Raw genomic sequence first — 16,571 nt, 5'->3', positions numbered from 1 at the left:
CGCCGCCGGCGCACCCATCGGGGCGTCGGCGCTGGCCGCAGCCGTGCACGACACCGTCGCCGGTCTCCGGGCGGCACACCCGTGAGCGTCGGACGGGAGCGCGAGCCGGGGGTGGTCGACGCCGCCGGGCGGCCCATGATCGGTGTGATGTGGGAGATCTCCCCCCATCTGGGACAATGGCCCCGATGAGTTCGCCAGCCCTGACCGCCACCATCGACCTCGATGCCATCGCGCACAACGTCGGTGTGTTGCGTGCTGCGTCGGGCACCGACATCCTGGCCGTGGTCAAGGCGGATGCGTACGGGCACGGTGCCGTACCCGTGGCCAGGACGGTGATCGCCGCCGGTGCGACCGAACTCGGCGTCGCCCACATCAGCGAAGCGCTCGCGCTGCGCGCGGCAGGCGTCGATGCGCATGTCACGTCGTGGCTGCACACCACCGGCTCCGACTTCGCGGCGGCCATCGCGGCCGGCATCGACATTGCCGTGTCGTCGCAGCGTCAACTGGATGCCGTGATCGCCGCCGCCCGGGTGATGGGTTCCCCCGCGACGGTGACCGCGAAGATCGACTCCGGCCTCAATCGCAGCGGGATCGGCGAGGAGACCTGGGACGACGTCGCGGTCTCGCTGGCCAAGGCCGACGCCGAGGGCAGTATCCGGGTGCGCGCCGTGATGAGCCATCTGGCGCGCGGTGACGAACCCGATCATCCGCTCAACTCCGCGCAGGCCGAGCGCACCGATGCCGCGGCGGCGCTGCTGACCCGACTCGGGGTCGCGACCCCACTCATCCACCTCGCCAATTCGCCTGCGGTGCTGACCCGACCGGATCTCGCACGTGATCTGGTCCGCCCCGGCATCGCGCTCTACGGCCGGACGCCGGTCCCGGCCATCGGGGACTTCGGGTTGATCCCCGCGATGACCCTCACCGCCGAGGTGGCCCTGGTGAAGCGAATCGCCGCGGGTCAGGGCGTCTCCTACAACCACACCTGGACCGCTCCCGTCGACACCACCATCGCCGTGCTGCCCGCCGGCTATGCCGACGGAGTCCCGCGCGCGCTGTCCGGACGTCTGCAGGTGCTGATCAACGATCGCCTCTTCGACGGCGTCGGCCGTGTCTGCATGGACCAGCTGGTCGTCGACCTCGGCCCTGACGGTGGCGGTGTCGCCGAGGGCGATCGGGCCGAGCTGTTCGGCACCGGTGCCGCGGGCGGCCCGACCGCACGAGACTGGGCGGAAGCGGTCGACACCATCGACTACGAGATCGTCTCCGGTGTCGGCGGCCGAGTGGTGCGACAGTACGTCGGTGGTGTGGGTGGATAACCCCGACCGCATCGGCTGGCTGGCCGGGGTGGCGGGAGTCGCTGCCCTGGGGGCCGTCGCCGCCGGTGGTGTGGCCCGTAACGTGACCCGCCGCCGCACCGTCGACCGCGTCGACCCCCACGACGGCGTCGACTTCGCTGCCATCTACGACGAAGCCCCGGTCGATCTCACCGTGGGCCCGACTGCGTCGTCGACGGTGACCGCCGACGACGGTGTCTCGCTGGCGGCCCGCACGGTGACCCTCGGTGACGGTGACGAATCCACCACGCCGGAATTCACCGTCGTGTTCGTGCACGGGTTCAGTCTGAGGATGGCGAGCTGGCACTTCCAGCGGTTCGCCCTCGCGCGACTGTGGGCGGGACGCAACATCCGCATGGTCTTCTTCGACCATCGCGGACACGGCGCCAGCGATCCCGCGCCCGACGACACCGCCACCATCACCCAGCTCGCCGACGACACCGCGGCGGTGCTCCGCGCGCTCGCACCGTCGGGTCCGGTGGTGCTGGTGTCGCATTCGATGGGCGGAATGGCCGTCATGGCGCTGGCGCGCCGACACCCCGCGCTGTTCTCGCCGGCCGGTCAGGTCGCCGGCGTCGCGTTGATCGCGACCGCGTCACGGGGCATCACCGAGACCGGTCTCGGTGAGGGACTGCGTAACCCGGTGGTCGACGTGTTCCGGCTGTCGGTGCGACGCGCACCGGCGCTGGTGCAGGCCGGACGCGGGATCACGCGGCGCGCACTGGAACCCGTACTGGTGGCGGCGAGTTTCGGCAGTGACTTCTTCAGCCCTACGACGGCGCGTGCGGTCGAGTCGATGATCCAGGGGACGTCGCTGGACACCCTGGTGAACTTCCTGCACGCCCTGGAGATGCATGACGAGTCGCTGGCGCTGCCGATCCTGGCGCAGGTGCCGACCGTCGTGGTCGGTGCGACCGCGGATCGGTTGACGCCGTTCGAGAACTCGGTCCGGATGTTCTCCGAACTCGGTCCGGACTCTCGGCTGGTGAAGGTCGACGGCGCGGGCCACATGGTGCAGATGGAGCAGCCGGACATCGTCACCGATGCCATCGCAGATCTGGTGTCGCGGGCGCGTGCGGCGCGGCCGCAGCCCCGTCGACGGTGGTGGCAGCGAGGCTCGCGATGACCGAGACGCGACTGCTCCCGCTGGTCACCGACACCGAGGACCTCGGCCGTGAGATCGCGGCCGGGCTGGCGGCCGGCGACCTGGTCGTCCTCGACGGTCCGCTCGGCGCGGGCAAGACCGCGATGGCGCGCGGTATCGCGGCCGGACTCGGTGTGCGCGGGCGGGTCTCGTCGCCGACCTTCATCATCGCCCGCGAGCACGCGTCGGGCACGGCCGACCGTCCCGGCATGGTGCATGTCGACGCCTACCGGCTGGGCGGCCTCGACGAACTCGACGCGCTGGACCTGGACACCGATCTCACCGATTCCGTAGTCGTCGTGGAATGGGGGGGCGGGGTGGTCGAGCGGTTGGCCGACCGGCACCTGCGGATTCGCCTGTACCGCGCCGACGACACCGAGCAGCGGCGTGCCGAGTGGGAATGGGTGGACGGCTGATGCGGATTCTGGCCCTGGACACGTCGACCCCGTCGGTGATCGCCGGAGTCGCCGAACTGGACGGCGTGGCGACCGGCCCCGATGTACTTGCCACCCGGATGATCACCGATGCCCGCCGGCATGCCGAGGTGCTGACCACGTCGATCGCCGAGGTGTTGGAGGAGTCCGGCACGGCCCGAGCCGATCTCGGCGCACTGGTGGTCGGTACGGGACCCGGCCCGTTCACCGGTCTGCGTGTCGGGATGGCCACGGCGGCTGCGTTCGGTGACGCCGTCGGAATCCCCGTGTACGGGGTGTGCTCACTGGATGCGATCGCGGTCGACGAATTCGCCCACGGCGGCGCGCCGACGGTGCTCGTGATCACCGACGCGCGGCGGCGCGAGGTCTACTGGGCCCGCTACCGCGACGGACGCCGGCTCGACGGTCCGGGCGTGCTCGCCCCGGCCGAGCTCGTCTCGTCGCTCACCGACACGGACATCGACATCGTCTGCGGCTCACCTGATCACGCCGCGCTGTTCGGGCGTCCGGTCGGGGCCGCCACCGTCCCCACGGTGGCCGGACTGATCGTGGCATCGCAGCGGCCGCTCGATGGTTCGGCGTCCGGCCTCGGTTCTGGTGCCGCGCCGGGGCCGCTCACCCCGCTGTACCTCCGGCGGCCGGACGCCGTCGAGCAGGCCGATCGCACGTCGGCCGGGGGTCCGAGATGACCGGCACCGGCTCGGTGGTCGACGCCTTGACCCTGGCCGACATCCCGCGCTGCGCCGCGCTCGAGCGTGAGATGTTCGCCGAGGATTCCCCGTGGCCCGCAGCAGCCTTCCGCGCAGAACTGAACGCGCCGTACAACCGCTACTTCGCCGCGCGCGACCGGCCACGGGGCGACCTGGTCGGTTACGCGGGTGTCTCCACGCTCGGCAACGAGCGGGACGGTCACGAGTGCGAGATCCACACCATCGCGGTGGCGCCCGCGTACCGGGGTCGCGGGTTGGGTCGCGCACTGCTGGCCGCGATGCTCGGTGTCGCGGATTCGATTACCGCACCGGTCTACCTCGAGGTGCGCACCGACAACGACACCGCGATCTCGCTCTACGAGAGTCACGGATTCGTCCGGTCGGGTGTGCGCCGCGGCTACTACCAGCCGTCGGGTGCCGACGCGTACACGATGATCCGACCCCCGCGTGACGGTGACGATGCGATGGGTCAGAAAGCGGGGATGAGCACGCGATGATCGTGTTGGGTGTCGAGAGTTCGTGTGACGAGACAGGTGTCGGTGTCGTGGAGTTCGATCCGCAGCCGGACGGTTCGCCGGGTTCGCTGACACTGCTCGCCGACGAGGTCGCGTCGAGCGTCGACGAGCACGCCCGCTTCGGTGGGGTCGTCCCCGAGGTCGCTTCGCGCGCGCATCTGGAGGCGATCGTGCCGACGATGCAGCGCGCTCGGGAAACGGCGGGTATCGACCGTCCGGATGCCGTCGCGGTCACCATCGGCCCGGGACTCGCCGGTGCGCTACTGGTGGGTGTCGCGGCCGCCAAGGCCTACGCGCTTGCCTGGGATGTCCCGCTCTATGCCGTCAACCATCTCGGCGGACACGTCGCGGTCGACACGCTCGAGCACGGTCCGATGCCGGAGTGTGTGGCCCTGTTGGTGTCGGGTGGTCATACCCACCTGCTCCACGTCACCGACCTCGGCCACCCGATCGTCGAACTCGGCACGACGGTCGACGACGCCGCGGGTGAGGCGTTCGACAAGGTCGCGCGGCTGCTGGGCCTCGGGTTCCCGGGCGGTCCCGCTCTCGATCGGGCTGCGGCCGACGGCGATCCGACCGCGATCGCCTTCCCGCGGGGCATGACCGGACCACGGGATGCGCGCTACGACTTCTCGTTCAGCGGACTCAAGACCGCGGTGGCACGTCATGTCGAGAAGGCTCGGCGGGAGGGATCGACCGTGTCCGTTCCCGACATCGCGGCCTCGTTCCAGGAGGCTGTCGCCGACGTCCTCACGCTGAAGGCCATCCGGGCCTGTACCGATCTGGGCGTCGAGACCCTCGTACTGGGCGGGGGAGCGACGGCGAACTCGAGGATCCGATCGCTGGCAGGAGAACGCGCCGCCGCGGCCGGCGTGACCCTGCGCATCCCGCGCCCCCGACTGTGCACCGACAACGGCGCGATGATCGCGAGCCTGGGTGCCCACGTGATCGCCGCGGGCGCGTCGCCGTCACCGTTGACGGTGGCGTCGGATCCGGGGATGTCGGTTCAGATCAGTCAGATCTGAGACCTCGCGGCGGCCACCGCTTGCGCGTCCCGGACCAGATCCTGACAGCCGATGGCGTTGTCGGAGAGTACGGCGCGTTGAGTCGGCCGGGCCTGGTCGTAGCGCTCCGAGCCGGCCTGGGTGAGCGCGGCGAACACCGATCGTCGGTCGGATGTGCACATCGTGCGCGACACCAGACCGTCGCGTTCGAGTCCGGCGACCACGCGTGACAGTGCGCTCTGCGTGAGGTGCACGTGCTCGGCCAGCGCGCTCATCCGACTCTTGTGATCGTCTGCGCGACAGAGTAATTCGAGAACCTCGAACTCGCTCGAGGTCAGTTGATGTCGGCTCTGCAGCTCTCGGTCGAGCGCGCACGACACCCGGTGGTAGCGGACCGAGAGGTCGTGCCAGGCCGCGGCCAGCGCGTCCTCGGCGGTGCTCTCGCGCGTGACGATGGGCAGATCTGAGTCGCAGTCGGGGCTGCCCATCTCGGCTGCCGACGACCCTGTGCCGACCGCATCGTCGACTGTCTGAGTCATGGCCGGAGTCTACCAGATGACGACGCATCATATGCACATGAAAAAGATGTAGACACATTGAATGCGTGTGCATATATTGATCCGCATGTCGATTTCCATGGAGCACGGTCCGGAGAGCTCACCGACGAACGCGGCGACGGGGGCGCCGCAATCTCCACCCGGCAGCTCTCCGCCCGACAGCGGGGGACCGGGGCACATCACCTCCGCGAAGAACTGGTCCAAGGCCACATGGATCCTGCTGGTCGTCCTGGCCGGCGCGTTGTTCCTCGACGGACTGGACGTCTCGATGGTCGGGGTGGCGTTGCCGTCCATCGGTGCCGACCTGGGGTTGGGCCAGTCCCAACTGCAGTGGATGGTGAGCGGGTACGTGCTCGGCTACGGCGGTCTGCTCCTGCTGGGCGGTCGGGCGAGTGACCTGTTCGGTCGACGCCGCGTCTTCCTGGCAGCACTCGCGGTGTTCGGGGTCGCGTCGGTGGTCAGCGCGGTCGTCGACATAGAGTCGGTGATCATCGCCTTGCGCTTCGTCAAGGGCGTCGCCGCAGCGTTCACGGTGCCGGCGGGACTGTCGATCATCACCACCACATTCGCCGAGGGGCCTGCGCGCAACCGTGCGCTGAGCATCTACACCGTCTGCGGTGCCAGCGGCTTCTCGCTCGGTCTGGTCTTCGGTGGGCTACTCACCGAACTGTCGTGGCGCGCAACCCTGATCTTCCCCGGCCCCCTGGCCCTCGCGCTGCTCGCGGCCGGTGCGATCGTCATCCCGCGCACGGTCACCGCCGGATTCCGGTGGGCGCATTTCGACCTGGTCGGCGCCGTCACCAGTACCGGGGCGCTCCTGGTCCTCGTCTTCGGAGTCGTCCGGGCCCCCGACATCGGATGGACTGACCCGGTCACCGTCGGCGCGTTGGTCGCCGCAGCCGTGCTGGCGGTCGCGTTCGTGATCACCGAGCGACGCCACCGGCACCCGCTGGTCCGACTCGGACTGCTGCGATCGGTGAGCCTGGTGCACGCGAACGTCTCGGCGGCCCTGATGTTCGGTGGCTATGTGGCGTTCCAGTTCGTCGTCACCCTCTATCTGCAGGATTCGCTCGGTTGGTCGCCGCTGTCGATGGCGCTGGCCTTCCTGCCCGCCGGACTGATCGTCGCCGGCAGCGCACTGCGCATGGACCGCGTCCTGGATCGTGTGCCGACGCAGGCCCTGCTGGTCATCGGTTTCGCGGCATTCCTGTTCGGCTACCTGCTGTTCTCGCGGGTGCAGCCGGGGATGGGATACGCCAGCTTCCTGCTGCCGACCATCCTGCTGCTCGGTCTCGGATTCGCCGTGACCTTCCCCGCGGTGACCTCACAGGGCACCGCCGGGGTCTCCGACTCCGAGCAGGGGCTGGCGTCGGGCCTGGTCAACACCAGCGTCCAGGTCGGCGGCGCGGTCATGATGGCCGTGGTGACGGCGGTGCTCTCGAGTTCGTCGGAGCCGAATCGGCCGGGTGAACTGCTCGGCGGCATGACCACTGCGATCTATGTGGTCAGCGGTCTGTCGGTGGTCGGTCTCGTCGGCGCGATCGCCGTCATCGCCGCCTCGCGCCGCCGCCATGCCGACTCGGTCGAGCTGGCCGGGTGACTCTCGCACACGCCACCCTTGAGTGCTGGCACTCGCATGTATAGAGTGCTAGTCGGCACTGTGTGAGATCTCGGCACCCGCGACGACGAGGTCTCGTCCAGAGCCATAAGCGTGAAGAACTCCCGTTCTAACTCACTCAGTACGAAAGTTGAGGACTCACATCGTGGCGAGCGTGAACATCAAGCCGCTTGAGGACAAGATCCTGGTGCAGGCCGTGGAAGCAGAGACGACCACCGCGTCGGGTCTGGTCATCCCGGACACCGCCAAGGAGAAGCCGCAGGAAGGCACCGTCATCGCCGTCGGCGAGGGTCGGGTCACCGAGCAGGGCAACCGGATCCCGGTCGACGTCAAGGAAGGTGACACCGTCATCTACAGCAAGTACGGCGGCACCGAGATCAAGTACTCCGGCGAGGAGTACCTGATCCTGTCGGCGCGCGACGTGCTGGCCGTCATCAGCAAGTAGGACCCGCCGAACGTGCGTGTCCTCCGCCCCGGTGCCCTGATCCAGGGCACCGGGGCGGATGTCTTCACGCCAGGCGTCCATCGAGTCTGAAAAGAGAGTCATGCCCAAGAAGATCGAATTCGACGATCACGCCCGCCGCGCGCTCGAGCGCGGGATCGACAAGCTGGCCGACGCCGTCAAGGTGACCCTCGGGCCGCGCGGCCGACATGTGGTGCTGGCCAAGTCCTTCGGCGGACCGTCGGTCACCAACGACGGCGTCACCATCGCCCGCGACATCGACCTCGAGGATCCCTTTGAGAACCTCGGGGCCCAATTGGTGAAGTCCGTGGCGACCAAGACCAACGACGTCGCCGGCGACGGCACCACCACCGCTACCGTGCTGGCCCAGGCGATCGTCCGCGCAGGTCTGCGCAACGTCGCCGCCGGCGCGAACCCGCTCGTGCTCGGCATCGGCATCAGCAAGGCGGCCGACGCCATCGGCGAGGAGTTGCTCCGTGTCGCCACCCCGGTGGAGGGCGAGAAGTCCATCGCCGACGTCGCGACCGTCTCGTCCCGTGACGAGGAGATCGGTGCACTGGTCGGCCAGGCGATGACCCGGGTCGGCGCCGACGGTGTGGTGACGGTCGAGGAGGGCTCCGGACTGGAGACCTCGCTGGACGTCACCGAGGGAGTCCAGTTCGACAAGGGCTTCCTGTCGCCGTACTTCGTCACTGATGCCGACAGCCAGGAGGCCGTCCTCACCGACGCCTACGTGCTGCTCTTCCGCGACAAGATCAGCTCGCTGCCCGACTTCCTGCCGTTGCTGGAGAAGGTCGCCGGCGAGGGCAAGTCGCTGCTGATCATCGCCGAGGACGTCGAGGGCGAGCCGCTGTCGACCCTCGTGGTGAACAGCATCCGCAAGACGATCAAGGCCGTCGCGGTCAAGGCGCCGTTCTTCGGCGACCGGCGCAAGGCGTTCCTCGACGACCTCGCGGTGGTCACCGGCGGCACGGTCATCAACAGCGACATCGGCCTCAGCCTGGAGACCACCGAGCTCTCGCAGCTCGGCACGGTCCGTCGTGTCGTCGTCACCAAGGACACCACCACCCTGGTGGAGGGTGCGGGGACCAGCGACGACATCGCCAAGCGGTCGGAGCAGTTGCGTCGCGAGATCGAGCAGAGCGATTCCGACTGGGATCGTGAGAAGCTCGCCGAGCGGCTCGCCAAGCTGGCCGGAGGCGTCGCGGTGGTCCGTGTCGGTGCGGCCACCGAGACCGCGCTCAAGGAGCGCAAGCACCGCGTCGAGGACGCTGTCGCCGCGGCCAAGGCAGCGGTCGAGGAGGGGATCATCCCCGGTGGTGGCTCGGCGATCGTGCAGGCCGCGAGTGTCCTGGACGCACTCGCGGAGCAGGTCGACGGCGACGAGGCACTCGGTGTGCGGGTCGTCCGTGACGCGCTGCGCGCGCCGCTGTTCTGGATCGCCGCCAATGCGGGCCTCGACGGTGCGGTCGTGGCGGCCAAGGTCGCCGACGCCGAGCGCGGACACGGCCTCAACGCGGCGACGCTCACCTACGGTGACCTGCTGGCGGACGGCATCATCGACCCGGTGAAGGTCACCCGCTCCGCCGTCGTGAACGCTGCGTCGGTCGCGCGGATGGTCCTGACCACCGAGTCGGCCGTCATCGACCAGCCCGAAGAGGCTGCCGATGCCCACGCGGGACACGGCCACGCGCACTGACGCGTAGCCGCCCGAGACGGGTGGCGCCAGGCGCCGCACAGCAGACGACGACCGGGGGTTCTCCACATCGGAGGGCCCCCGGTCGTCGTTTCTCACAGGTATGGACGGTGGCCGCGCGGTCACCACGTCACGCGTCGGCGCTCAGCTGGCCATCCGCCGGCCGACGCCGCGCTTCATCAGCATGCTGCGTTCGGATTCCGAGAGTCCGCCCCAGATGCCGTAGGGCTCGGCGACCGCCAGTGCGTGCTCGCGGCACTGGGCGATGACCGGGCACTGGTGGCACAACTCCTTGGCACGGCGCTCACGCTGCGCACGGGCCCGGCCGCGCTCGCCGTCGGGGTGGAAGAACATCGAGGACTCGACGCCTCGGCAGACGCCCTTCATCTGCCAATCCCAGATGTCCGCGTTCGGTCCCGGAAGTGAGTACGGCTGAGGCATGACGGCTGCTCCTTGTCGTTCGGTCCCGCCGGGGCGGGTCGACGCTCCCGCGCGGCGGGAACTGATGACTGATCTTCGTGGATGGAGATGGTCACCGGTCGGGCTCTTCCGGTTGTCGGTCGAGCCGCGCAAACACACAGTAAGCAGCCGCGAGAATGAGCGTCAATAGGCCCTATTCGGCCCGTAACGCGGTGAAGAATTCCTTTGATGTTAACGCTGTGTTGTGTCGCGGGAGGCTGCTACCACACCTCTGACCAGGGCATCGAAGGGGATGTCGGTTAGTTAATCCCGCATACTCTGACGTGCGGTGATGGGGTCTTCGAAACCCGAGCGGGAAGGTCGAACGACTGATTCTCGCGGCGTATCAGGATTTTGCGATCCGACTGCGCGGTAACATTGCCGAAATCCAAAGCTAATGCCGACGTGACTTACGCGCCGAATTAACGTTTGTGGCCGTTCGTTAAATTCACGCAAACTGCATGGGTCGGTGGTGACGCACGCCACGTCGTCGCTGGTGACAGGCTCGACGGTGATGATCGCGCGGCGCGGTCGGGAATGAGGGTCGCATGGTTCCGGCAGGCGCACACACGACCGAACTGCGCGTGCCCATCGGTAGGGGGTCACGTGCGCAGCTGTGGTCCCGGGCGGTCGAACGTGGCGGAGCCGGATTCGTCGCGGCTGCTCTGGCCGACCTCGTGGAACTCGACCGTGCTGCGCGGGTCGCCGACGACCCGGAGTTCCGTTCCTTGTCCTGCAGTACTGCCGCGTCGCTGTACCGACAGGCGGGCCGACACGATCGCGCCCTGGTGCTCGACGGTCGGGCGCTGGGGATGGTCGGTCTCGCCGCCGGCCCGATCCGCCCATGGGGGCGTGCCGCGACGGTCGACGCCCTGGTCGGTCTCGCCGCCGACAATCTCGGCCTCGGACGCTTCGCGACGGCGGCGCGTCTGCTGGGTCGCGCCCGGCCGCTGCTCGTGTCGGACCTGCTGGGGCCCGGGAGTCACCCTGCCGGTGACGAACGCGGTGACTGGGTCACCGACGGCCGGGGTCACCTGCGATGGGAGTGGGTCTCCGCAGAGTTGGCGCTCTACCGGTCGGATCCGATCATGGCCGCCGAGCACGTCGAGCGCGCTCTCGTCGCCGCCGGGTCGGACGCGGTCACCGAGCGGCATCGGGTCAAGACAGAGCTGATCGCCGGGGCGGTCGCGGCGAGCGCCGGTCGGGTGGAGGAGGCGGCCGGCCGAGCAGCCGGGGTCGCCGATCGTGCCGATCGCACCGGTCTGCTGCCACTGCGGTGGGCCGCGCTCGCGTTGCTCACCGGCGTGACCGACTCCGCAGCCTCGGCGCTCGAGTTGGCAGCGGCACGTTCGGACCTGCGGGCGCGCGGCATGCCGTTCGCGGCCGCTCTCGGGTGAGTGACCGGCGTACGCCGAGGTCGCAACCGGTCCGGTCACGATCGCGCGGTGCGGCGGCACGAGCACCAGCACGATCGCTAAGGTGTTCAGGGGTTGTGCGCCAGGGATTCACCCTCGACGTGCTCCACCATGACCGGTATCAGTCGACGCAACGTGTAACACGGGGATCTCAACGCACGATGAAACTGACAGGTGGTGAGTTGGACGACGCCGTCCGTGTTGCACGGTCCGGCGATCGCGCGGCGCTCACGTCAGTTCTCGAAAGTGTCCAGGAGCCCATCCTGCGCTACTGCCGAGGGCGAATAGGAGTCGGAGAACGCCATCTGTTCTCCGCCGACGATATCGCGCAGGAGGCGTTGATGGCGGTGATGACGGCATTACCTCGGTATCAAGACCAGGGTAAGCCGTTCATGGCCTTCGTCTACGGCATCGCGGCCCACAAGGTCGCCGATGCGATGCGGGTTGCCGGACGGGTGAAATCCGATCCGGTCGACTCCGTACCGGAGGTGACGAGCTTCGTCGGCGGGCCCGAACAGATGGCCCTCGATGCCGACGGAAGTCGCCGCATGCGAGACCTACTCACCATCCTCCCGGAGAAGCAGCGCGAGGTACTCGTGCTGCGGCTGGTGGTCGGCCTGTCGGCCGAGGAGACCGCTGACGCGGTCGGCAGCACTCCGGGTGCGGTTCGCGTGGCCCAGCACCGGGCGCTCGCGAAGCTGAAGGATGAGCTGCGAAAGGCAGGAGAGGTCGATGAGCGACGAGCATGACTGGCGTGGGCGACGTTCCACGCCCGGGCGCGATGCGTCGCGGGACCTCGGCCGTCACCGGGACGGCGCCAACTGGCGCACCGAGGACGAGTCCGAGCCGTTCGACATGGCGGCGGTCCACACCGACGACCAGTTCATCGACTCCCTGTCGCGAGACGTCCCCGTCCACACGCGTGACGACGCCGAGTACCAACTCGCCGCCCTTCTCTCGGGCTGGCGACACGAGTCCCTGGCCGAGCCGGCCCCCGAATTGCCGACCGTCGACGAGGTCGAGCGGGCGATCGCCGCATCGGAGCGCGTGAGCACCGGCCGCAAGGTCGCACGTCACCTCCGACTCGCGTCGGGGGCCGCCGCCGTCGTCGTCATCGCCGGCGCCGGACTCACCGTCCTGGCCGAGGGCTCGCAGCCCGGTGACCCCCTGTGGGGCGTCAAGAAGGTGGTGTTCGCCGAGGCGGCGTCCGAGACGCAGGCCGCAGTCGACGTCCAGTCCAATCTGGAACGGGCCGAGGCGCTGATGGCGGCCGGCAAGTCCGACGAGGCGGCCGAGCTCATCGACCGCGCCCAGAAGAACATGGGTCCGGTACGCGACGCCGACACCCGCAGCCGGATGAGTGAGTGGATCGACCGTCTGCGGGCGGGCGCCACCACGTCGCCATCGGGTTCGTCGTCGGAGTCGTCCGACTCGTCGTCCACGAGCCAGAGTGTGCTGACGCCGCCGCAGCAGACCGGACCGACCACGCCGCCGCGCGACCTACGACAGCGCTCGCAGACGCGCGACCGCGGACCGTCGACGACCGTGACCATCCCGTCGCAGCCCCAGACCGGCGACGACCAGGGACCCGGCCCCGGCACGTCGATCCCGCCGGAGTTCCCGACCGCCACGGTCCCGACCCCGACCACCAACACGACGCTGCCGAGTCGTCCGGCCGACATCGATTCGTTCCCGGTGCCGACCACGCAGCTGCCGTCGGTGCCCGGCGCCAACTGACGGGCGACCACACCCATCGAGTGATGACATAGGGAAAGGCCCCGACCATCAGGTCGGGGCCTTCTCTTCTGTCCGGGGACGGATGCCGATCGCGGTCGCGCGGGTGGTCCCGGCGCCTCAGGCGCTCGTCGTCGGGTCTCAGCGCTCGTCGTCGGCGTGGGTACGCGCGTCGGCGTAGCCGCGGCAGTAGTCCCACGTCACGTAGGCGTCCGGTCGGGGATCGACGGCCGGCTCGTGAGGCCGGACGGTGCCGTCGATGAGCAACTGCAGCAGATTGGCTCGCAGCATGTCCCAGTCGTGGTAGTGGTCCTCGTGGCAGTCGTCGCAGACCACGACGAGTCCACGTACGCCACGGTGGGAGAGGAGGGCCTCATAGACGGCCAGGTCGGCGAGGTCTTCCTCGACCGCCATGCGCTCGCTCTCGTCCAACGGGACGCCGGGCTCGACCGAATCCAACGCCGACGCGGGGTCGCTCGGGTCGTCGGCGAACGGGTCGGGCGGGAGGCCGGGTGGAAGGTGGTCACGCACATATCCACCGTAGCTGATGAGAACCTGAGGGTGTGGTCACGACCACGCCGCGTGCGCCATGCCGCGGGGCCGGACTCGTGCTGGTCCGCGGGCCGATACGATGGAGCGATGTCGCACGTTCGAACCGGTGGAGATGATCCCGGCAAGGTCGCCATGCTCGGTCTGACCTTCGACGACGTCCTGCTGCTTCCCGCGGCCTCGGACGTCATCCCGAGTGAAGTGGACACCTCGTCGCGGGTGACCAAGAACATCACCTTGCGTGTGCCGCTGGTGAGTTCGGCGATGGACACGGTCACCGAGTCGCGGATGGCCATCGCGATGGCGCGCGCCGGCGGCATGGGCGTGCTGCATCGCAACCTGTCGATCGAGGAACAGGCGTCGGCCGTCGAGACGGTGAAGCGGTCCGAGGCGGGCATGGTCACCGACCCGGTCACGTGCTCGCCGACCAACACCATCGCCGAGGTCGACGCGATGTGTGCGCGGTATCGCATCTCCGGCCTGCCCGTGGTCGACGACACCGGTGAGCTGGTCGGCATCATCACCAACCGCGACATGCGCTTCGAGGTCGACCTCAGCCGCCCGGTGTCCGAGGTCATGACCAAGGCACCGCTGATCACCGCCCAGGAGGGCGTCTCCGCCGAGGCCGCGCTCGGCCTGCTGCGTCGCAACAAGATCGAGAAGTTGCCGATCGTCGACGGCAACGGTCGGCTCACCGGTCTGATCACCGTCAAGGACTTCGTCAAGACCGAGCAGCACCCGCTGGCCACCAAGGACTCCGACGGCCGTCTGCTGGTCGGTGCCGCGGTCGGCACCGGCGATCCGCAATGGGACCGCGCGATGGCGCTGTCGGACGCAGGCGCCGACGTGATCATCGTCGACACCGCACACGCCCACAATCGGCTCGTGCTCGACATGGTCGCCAAGCTCAAGGCCGAGGTCGGGGAGCGCGTCCAGGTGGTAGGCGGCAACGTCGCCACCCGCGAGGCCGCGCAGGCGCTGATCGACGCGGGCGTCGATGCCGTCAAGGTCGGCATCGGCCCCGGCTCCATCTGCACCACCCGCGTCGTGGCCGGGGTCGGCGCGCCCCAGATCACCGCGATCCTCGAAGCGGTCGCCGTGTGTCAGAAGGCCGACGTCCCCGTCATCGCCGACGGTGGGCTGCAGTACTCCGGTGACATCGCCAAGGCGCTCGCCGCCGGCGCGTCGACCGCGATGCTCGGCTCGCTGCTGGCCGGTACCGCCGAGGCGCCGGGGGAGCTGATCCTCGTGAACGGCAAGCAGTTCAAGAGCTACCGCGGCATGGGCTCGCTCGGTGCCATGCAGGGACGCGGACAGGGCAAGTCGTACTCCAAGGACCGCTACTTCCAGGACGACGTCCTCAAGGAGGAGAAGCTGGTCCCCGAGGGCATCGAGGGACGCGTCCCGTTCCGCGGTCCGCTCGCCCAGGTCATCCACCAGCTCGGTGGTGGCCTGCGCGCGGCCATGGGCTACACCGGCGCCTCCACCATCGCCGAGCTGCAGCAGGCGCGTTTCGTGCAGATCACCGCGGCCGGACTCAAGGAGTCTCACCCGCACGACATCACCCTCACCACCGAGGCGCCCAACTACTATTCCCGCTGACCCCTCCGACACGTGTGTCGGTGCACCCTGCACCGACGTCGCGGAGATCCTCGCGTAGCAGAAAGGCGCAATGGTGCGTGACATCGTCGACATCGGCATGGGCCGAACCGCCCGTCGCACATTCGAACTGGACGACATCAGCATCATCCCGTCCCGTCGTACACGGTCGTCCAAGGACGTCTCCACCGCGTGGCAGATCGATGCCTACCGCTTCGATGCGCCGATCCTGAGCCATCCCACCGATGCGCTGGTCTCGCCTTCCGTCGCAATCGAACTCGGCAAGCTGGGAGCCCTCGGGGTCATCAACGGTGAGGGTCTGTGGGCCCGCCACCGCGACGTCGAGTCGAAGATCGCCGAGCTGATCGAGGTCGCCACCGGTGATCCCGACCCCACGGCAGCCATCCGCCTTCTGCAGCAACTGCATTCGGCGCCGCTGGACACCGCGCTGCTCGCCGAGGCGGTCGGGACCGTGCGGGATGCCGGTGTGACGACCGCGGTGCGGGTGAGCCCGCAGCACGCGCCCGAGCTGACGCCGGCGCTGCTGGAGGCGGGTATCGAGCTGCTCGTCGTGCACGGCACCATCATCTCCGCCGAGCACGTGTCGCGCGCCGACACCGACGACACCACATCGGCACGAGAGCCGTTGAACCTCAAGACCTTCATCGCCGATCTGGACATCCCGGTGATCGCCGGCGGCGTGCACGACCACCGCACCGCGCTGCATCTGATGCGCACCGGGGCGGCCGGCGTCATCGTCGGGTACGGCTCCGCACACGGCGCCACCACCACCAACGAGGTGTTGGGCATCGGTGTCCCGATGGCCACCGCCATCGCCGATGCGGCGGCCGCGCGCCGGGACTATCTCGACGAGACCGGCGGACGCTACGTGCACGTGATCGCGGACGGCGACATCCACAGTTCGGGGGCGCTGGCCACCGCCATCGCCTGTGGCGCCGATGCAGCCGTCCTGGGCACCCCGCTGGCCGCCGCGGCGTCGGCGCCCGGTCGTGGGTGGTACTGGCCGTCGGCGGCCGCGCACCCCGACACCCCGCGGGGCGCCCTCCTCCAGGTGGCGACAGATGAGGACCGCCCGACGCTGGAACGCATCCTGAACGGCCCCTCCGACGATCCGTACGGCGAGCTCAACCTCGTCGGTGCGCTGCGGCGGTCGATGGCGAAGGCCGGCTACTCCGACCTCAAGGAGTTCCAGAAGGTCGAGTTGGTCGCCCGCGGCTGAACCGCCCCGCCGATCGTGCGCTCGGATCCGTCGATCGTGCGCGGTCACCCGTTGTCGGTGCCGCGTGATTGCACGGTCGACGTTCCGGAGCGCACGG

The 16,571-nt window shown here is 69.1% G+C and carries 17 protein-coding genes; 14 read left to right on the top strand and 3 right to left on the bottom strand.

The window, feature by feature from the left end; all coding sequences use genetic code 11:
• Positions 1–185 precede the first annotated feature (185 nt).
• The 6 genes from alr to tsaD are packed head-to-tail and all read left to right on the top strand — an operon-like array spanning position 186 to position 5,165.
• Positions 186–1,319, top strand: coding sequence for an alanine racemase (gene alr, locus GS4_RS18600; protein WP_007623409.1), 1,134 nt, complete (start codon positions 186–188; stop codon positions 1,317–1,319).
• The gene (locus GS4_RS18595; RefSeq protein WP_007623408.1) at positions 1,312–2,463 is read left to right on the top strand and encodes an alpha/beta fold hydrolase; all 1,152 of its coding nucleotides are present in this window, start codon (positions 1,312–1,314) and stop codon (positions 2,461–2,463) included. Before alr ends, GS4_RS18595 begins: the two co-directional genes overlap by 8 nt.
• The gene (gene tsaE / locus GS4_RS18590) at positions 2,460–2,897 is read left to right on the top strand and encodes a tRNA (adenosine(37)-N6)-threonylcarbamoyltransferase complex ATPase subunit type 1 TsaE (protein ID WP_007623406.1); all 438 of its coding nucleotides are present in this window, start codon (positions 2,460–2,462) and stop codon (positions 2,895–2,897) included. The genes GS4_RS18595 and tsaE overlap by 4 nt, the downstream gene beginning before the upstream one ends.
• Positions 2,897–3,604, top strand: coding sequence for a tRNA (adenosine(37)-N6)-threonylcarbamoyltransferase complex dimerization subunit type 1 TsaB (gene tsaB, locus GS4_RS18585; RefSeq protein ID WP_007623404.1), 708 nt, complete (start codon positions 2,897–2,899; stop codon positions 3,602–3,604). Before tsaE ends, tsaB begins: the two co-directional genes overlap by 1 nt.
• Positions 3,601–4,122 (top strand): ribosomal protein S18-alanine N-acetyltransferase, encoded by a 522-nt coding sequence (gene rimI, locus GS4_RS18580; protein WP_007623402.1) that lies wholly within the window; start codon positions 3,601–3,603, stop codon positions 4,120–4,122. The genes tsaB and rimI overlap by 4 nt, the downstream gene beginning before the upstream one ends.
• Positions 4,119–5,165: a tRNA (adenosine(37)-N6)-threonylcarbamoyltransferase complex transferase subunit TsaD gene (gene tsaD, locus GS4_RS18575; RefSeq protein ID WP_007623400.1), complete on the top strand. Its 1,047-nt coding sequence runs from the start codon at positions 4,119–4,121 to the stop codon at positions 5,163–5,165. The genes rimI and tsaD overlap by 4 nt, the downstream gene beginning before the upstream one ends.
• Here the strand turns inward: tsaD and GS4_RS18570 are convergent.
• Positions 5,156–5,632 carry a MarR family winged helix-turn-helix transcriptional regulator gene (locus GS4_RS18570; RefSeq protein ID WP_007623399.1) on the bottom strand — a complete coding sequence of 159 codons (477 nt, stop codon included), beginning with the start codon at positions 5,630–5,632 and terminating at the stop codon, positions 5,156–5,158. The two genes, tsaD and GS4_RS18570, sit on opposite strands and share 10 nt — an antisense overlap.
• A 136-nt stretch (positions 5,633–5,768) precedes the next feature.
• Here GS4_RS18570 and GS4_RS18565 point away from each other — a divergent pair, with 136 nt between their 5' ends.
• The 3 genes from GS4_RS18565 to groL all read left to right on the top strand — a co-directional run bounded on the left by GS4_RS18565 (position 5,769) and on the right by groL (position 9,481).
• Entirely contained in the window at positions 5,769–7,301 is a 1,533-nt protein-coding gene (locus tag GS4_RS18565) for an MFS transporter (RefSeq protein WP_040511026.1), read from the top strand.
• Positions 7,302–7,464: 163 nt separating this feature from the next.
• Complete coding sequence (groES, locus tag GS4_RS18560; protein WP_007623396.1) at positions 7,465–7,764, top strand: co-chaperone GroES; 300 nt, start codon at positions 7,465–7,467, stop codon at positions 7,762–7,764.
• Positions 7,765–7,864: 100 nt separating this feature from the next.
• A complete protein-coding gene (gene groL, locus GS4_RS18555; protein ID WP_007623395.1) occupies positions 7,865–9,481 on the top strand; it encodes a chaperonin GroEL in 1,617 nt (538 codons plus the stop codon).
• Between the two features lie 141 nt (positions 9,482–9,622).
• On the opposite strand, the gene GS4_RS18550 is transcribed toward groL, so the two are convergent.
• Complete coding sequence (locus GS4_RS18550) at positions 9,623–9,919, bottom strand: WhiB family transcriptional regulator (RefSeq protein WP_007623394.1); 297 nt, start codon at positions 9,917–9,919, stop codon at positions 9,623–9,625.
• Positions 9,920–10,485: 566 nt separating this feature from the next.
• Here GS4_RS18550 and GS4_RS18545 point away from each other — a divergent pair.
• From GS4_RS18545 to GS4_RS18535, 3 genes are all read left to right on the top strand, one after another.
• Entirely contained in the window at positions 10,486–11,334 is an 849-nt protein-coding gene (locus tag GS4_RS18545) for a hypothetical protein (RefSeq protein ID WP_007623393.1), read from the top strand.
• Between the two features lie 179 nt (positions 11,335–11,513).
• Entirely contained in the window at positions 11,514–12,101 is a 588-nt protein-coding gene (shbA, locus tag GS4_RS18540; protein WP_040511024.1) for an RNA polymerase sigma factor ShbA, read from the top strand.
• On the top strand, positions 12,085–13,089 hold the full coding sequence (locus GS4_RS18535) for an anti-sigma-D factor RsdA (RefSeq protein WP_007623391.1): 1,005 nt from the start codon (positions 12,085–12,087) through the stop codon (positions 13,087–13,089). Before shbA ends, GS4_RS18535 begins: the two co-directional genes overlap by 17 nt.
• Before the next feature lie 138 nt (positions 13,090–13,227).
• Here GS4_RS18535 and GS4_RS18530 read toward each other — a convergent pair whose 3' ends face one another.
• Entirely contained in the window at positions 13,228–13,617 is a 390-nt protein-coding gene (locus tag GS4_RS18530) for a DUF5319 domain-containing protein (protein WP_007623390.1), read from the bottom strand.
• 108 nt (positions 13,618–13,725) lie between these two features.
• Here GS4_RS18530 and guaB point away from each other — a divergent pair, with 108 nt between their 5' ends.
• Both guaB and GS4_RS18520 read left to right on the top strand, forming a co-directional pair.
• The gene (gene guaB, locus GS4_RS18525; protein ID WP_040511022.1) at positions 13,726–15,237 is read left to right on the top strand and encodes an IMP dehydrogenase; all 1,512 of its coding nucleotides are present in this window, start codon (positions 13,726–13,728) and stop codon (positions 15,235–15,237) included.
• 73 nt (positions 15,238–15,310) lie between these two features.
• A complete protein-coding gene (locus GS4_RS18520) occupies positions 15,311–16,474 on the top strand; it encodes a GuaB3 family IMP dehydrogenase-related protein (protein ID WP_040511062.1) in 1,164 nt (387 codons plus the stop codon).
• Positions 16,475–16,571 lie beyond the last annotated feature (97 nt).

Origin of the sequence: Gordonia soli NBRC 108243 (genome assembly GCF_000334455.1) — a bacterium.
Lineage (GTDB): Bacteria > Actinomycetota > Actinomycetes > Mycobacteriales > Mycobacteriaceae > Gordonia > Gordonia soli.
This window is presented reverse-complemented; position numbering and strand designations above follow the sequence as displayed.

Excerpts from the sequence above, each read along its gene's own strand:
- alr (WP_007623409.1), top strand. The coding sequence starts at position 186 with ATGAGTTCGCCAGCCCTGACCGCCACCATCGACCTCGATGCCATCGCG.
- GS4_RS18545 (WP_007623393.1), top strand. The coding sequence starts at position 10,486 with ATGGTTCCGGCAGGCGCACACACGACCGAACTGCGCGTGCCCATCGGT.
- GS4_RS18570 (WP_007623399.1), bottom strand. The coding sequence starts at position 5,632 with ATGGGCAGCCCCGACTGCGACTCAGATCTGCCCATCGTCACGCGCGAG.
- shbA (WP_040511024.1), top strand. The coding sequence starts at position 11,514 with ATGAAACTGACAGGTGGTGAGTTGGACGACGCCGTCCGTGTTGCACGG.
- tsaD (WP_007623400.1), top strand. The coding sequence starts at position 4,119 with ATGATCGTGTTGGGTGTCGAGAGTTCGTGTGACGAGACAGGTGTCGGT.
- rimI (WP_007623402.1), top strand. The coding sequence starts at position 3,601 with ATGACCGGCACCGGCTCGGTGGTCGACGCCTTGACCCTGGCCGACATC.
- tsaB (WP_007623404.1), top strand. The coding sequence starts at position 2,897 with ATGCGGATTCTGGCCCTGGACACGTCGACCCCGTCGGTGATCGCCGGA.
- groL (WP_007623395.1), top strand. The coding sequence starts at position 7,865 with ATGCCCAAGAAGATCGAATTCGACGATCACGCCCGCCGCGCGCTCGAG.
- tsaE (WP_007623406.1), top strand. The coding sequence starts at position 2,460 with ATGACCGAGACGCGACTGCTCCCGCTGGTCACCGACACCGAGGACCTC.
- GS4_RS18565 (WP_040511026.1), top strand. The coding sequence starts at position 5,769 with ATGTCGATTTCCATGGAGCACGGTCCGGAGAGCTCACCGACGAACGCG.
- GS4_RS18550 (WP_007623394.1), bottom strand. The coding sequence starts at position 9,919 with ATGCCTCAGCCGTACTCACTTCCGGGACCGAACGCGGACATCTGGGAT.
- GS4_RS18535 (WP_007623391.1), top strand. The coding sequence starts at position 12,085 with ATGAGCGACGAGCATGACTGGCGTGGGCGACGTTCCACGCCCGGGCGC.
- guaB (WP_040511022.1), top strand. The coding sequence starts at position 13,726 with ATGTCGCACGTTCGAACCGGTGGAGATGATCCCGGCAAGGTCGCCATG.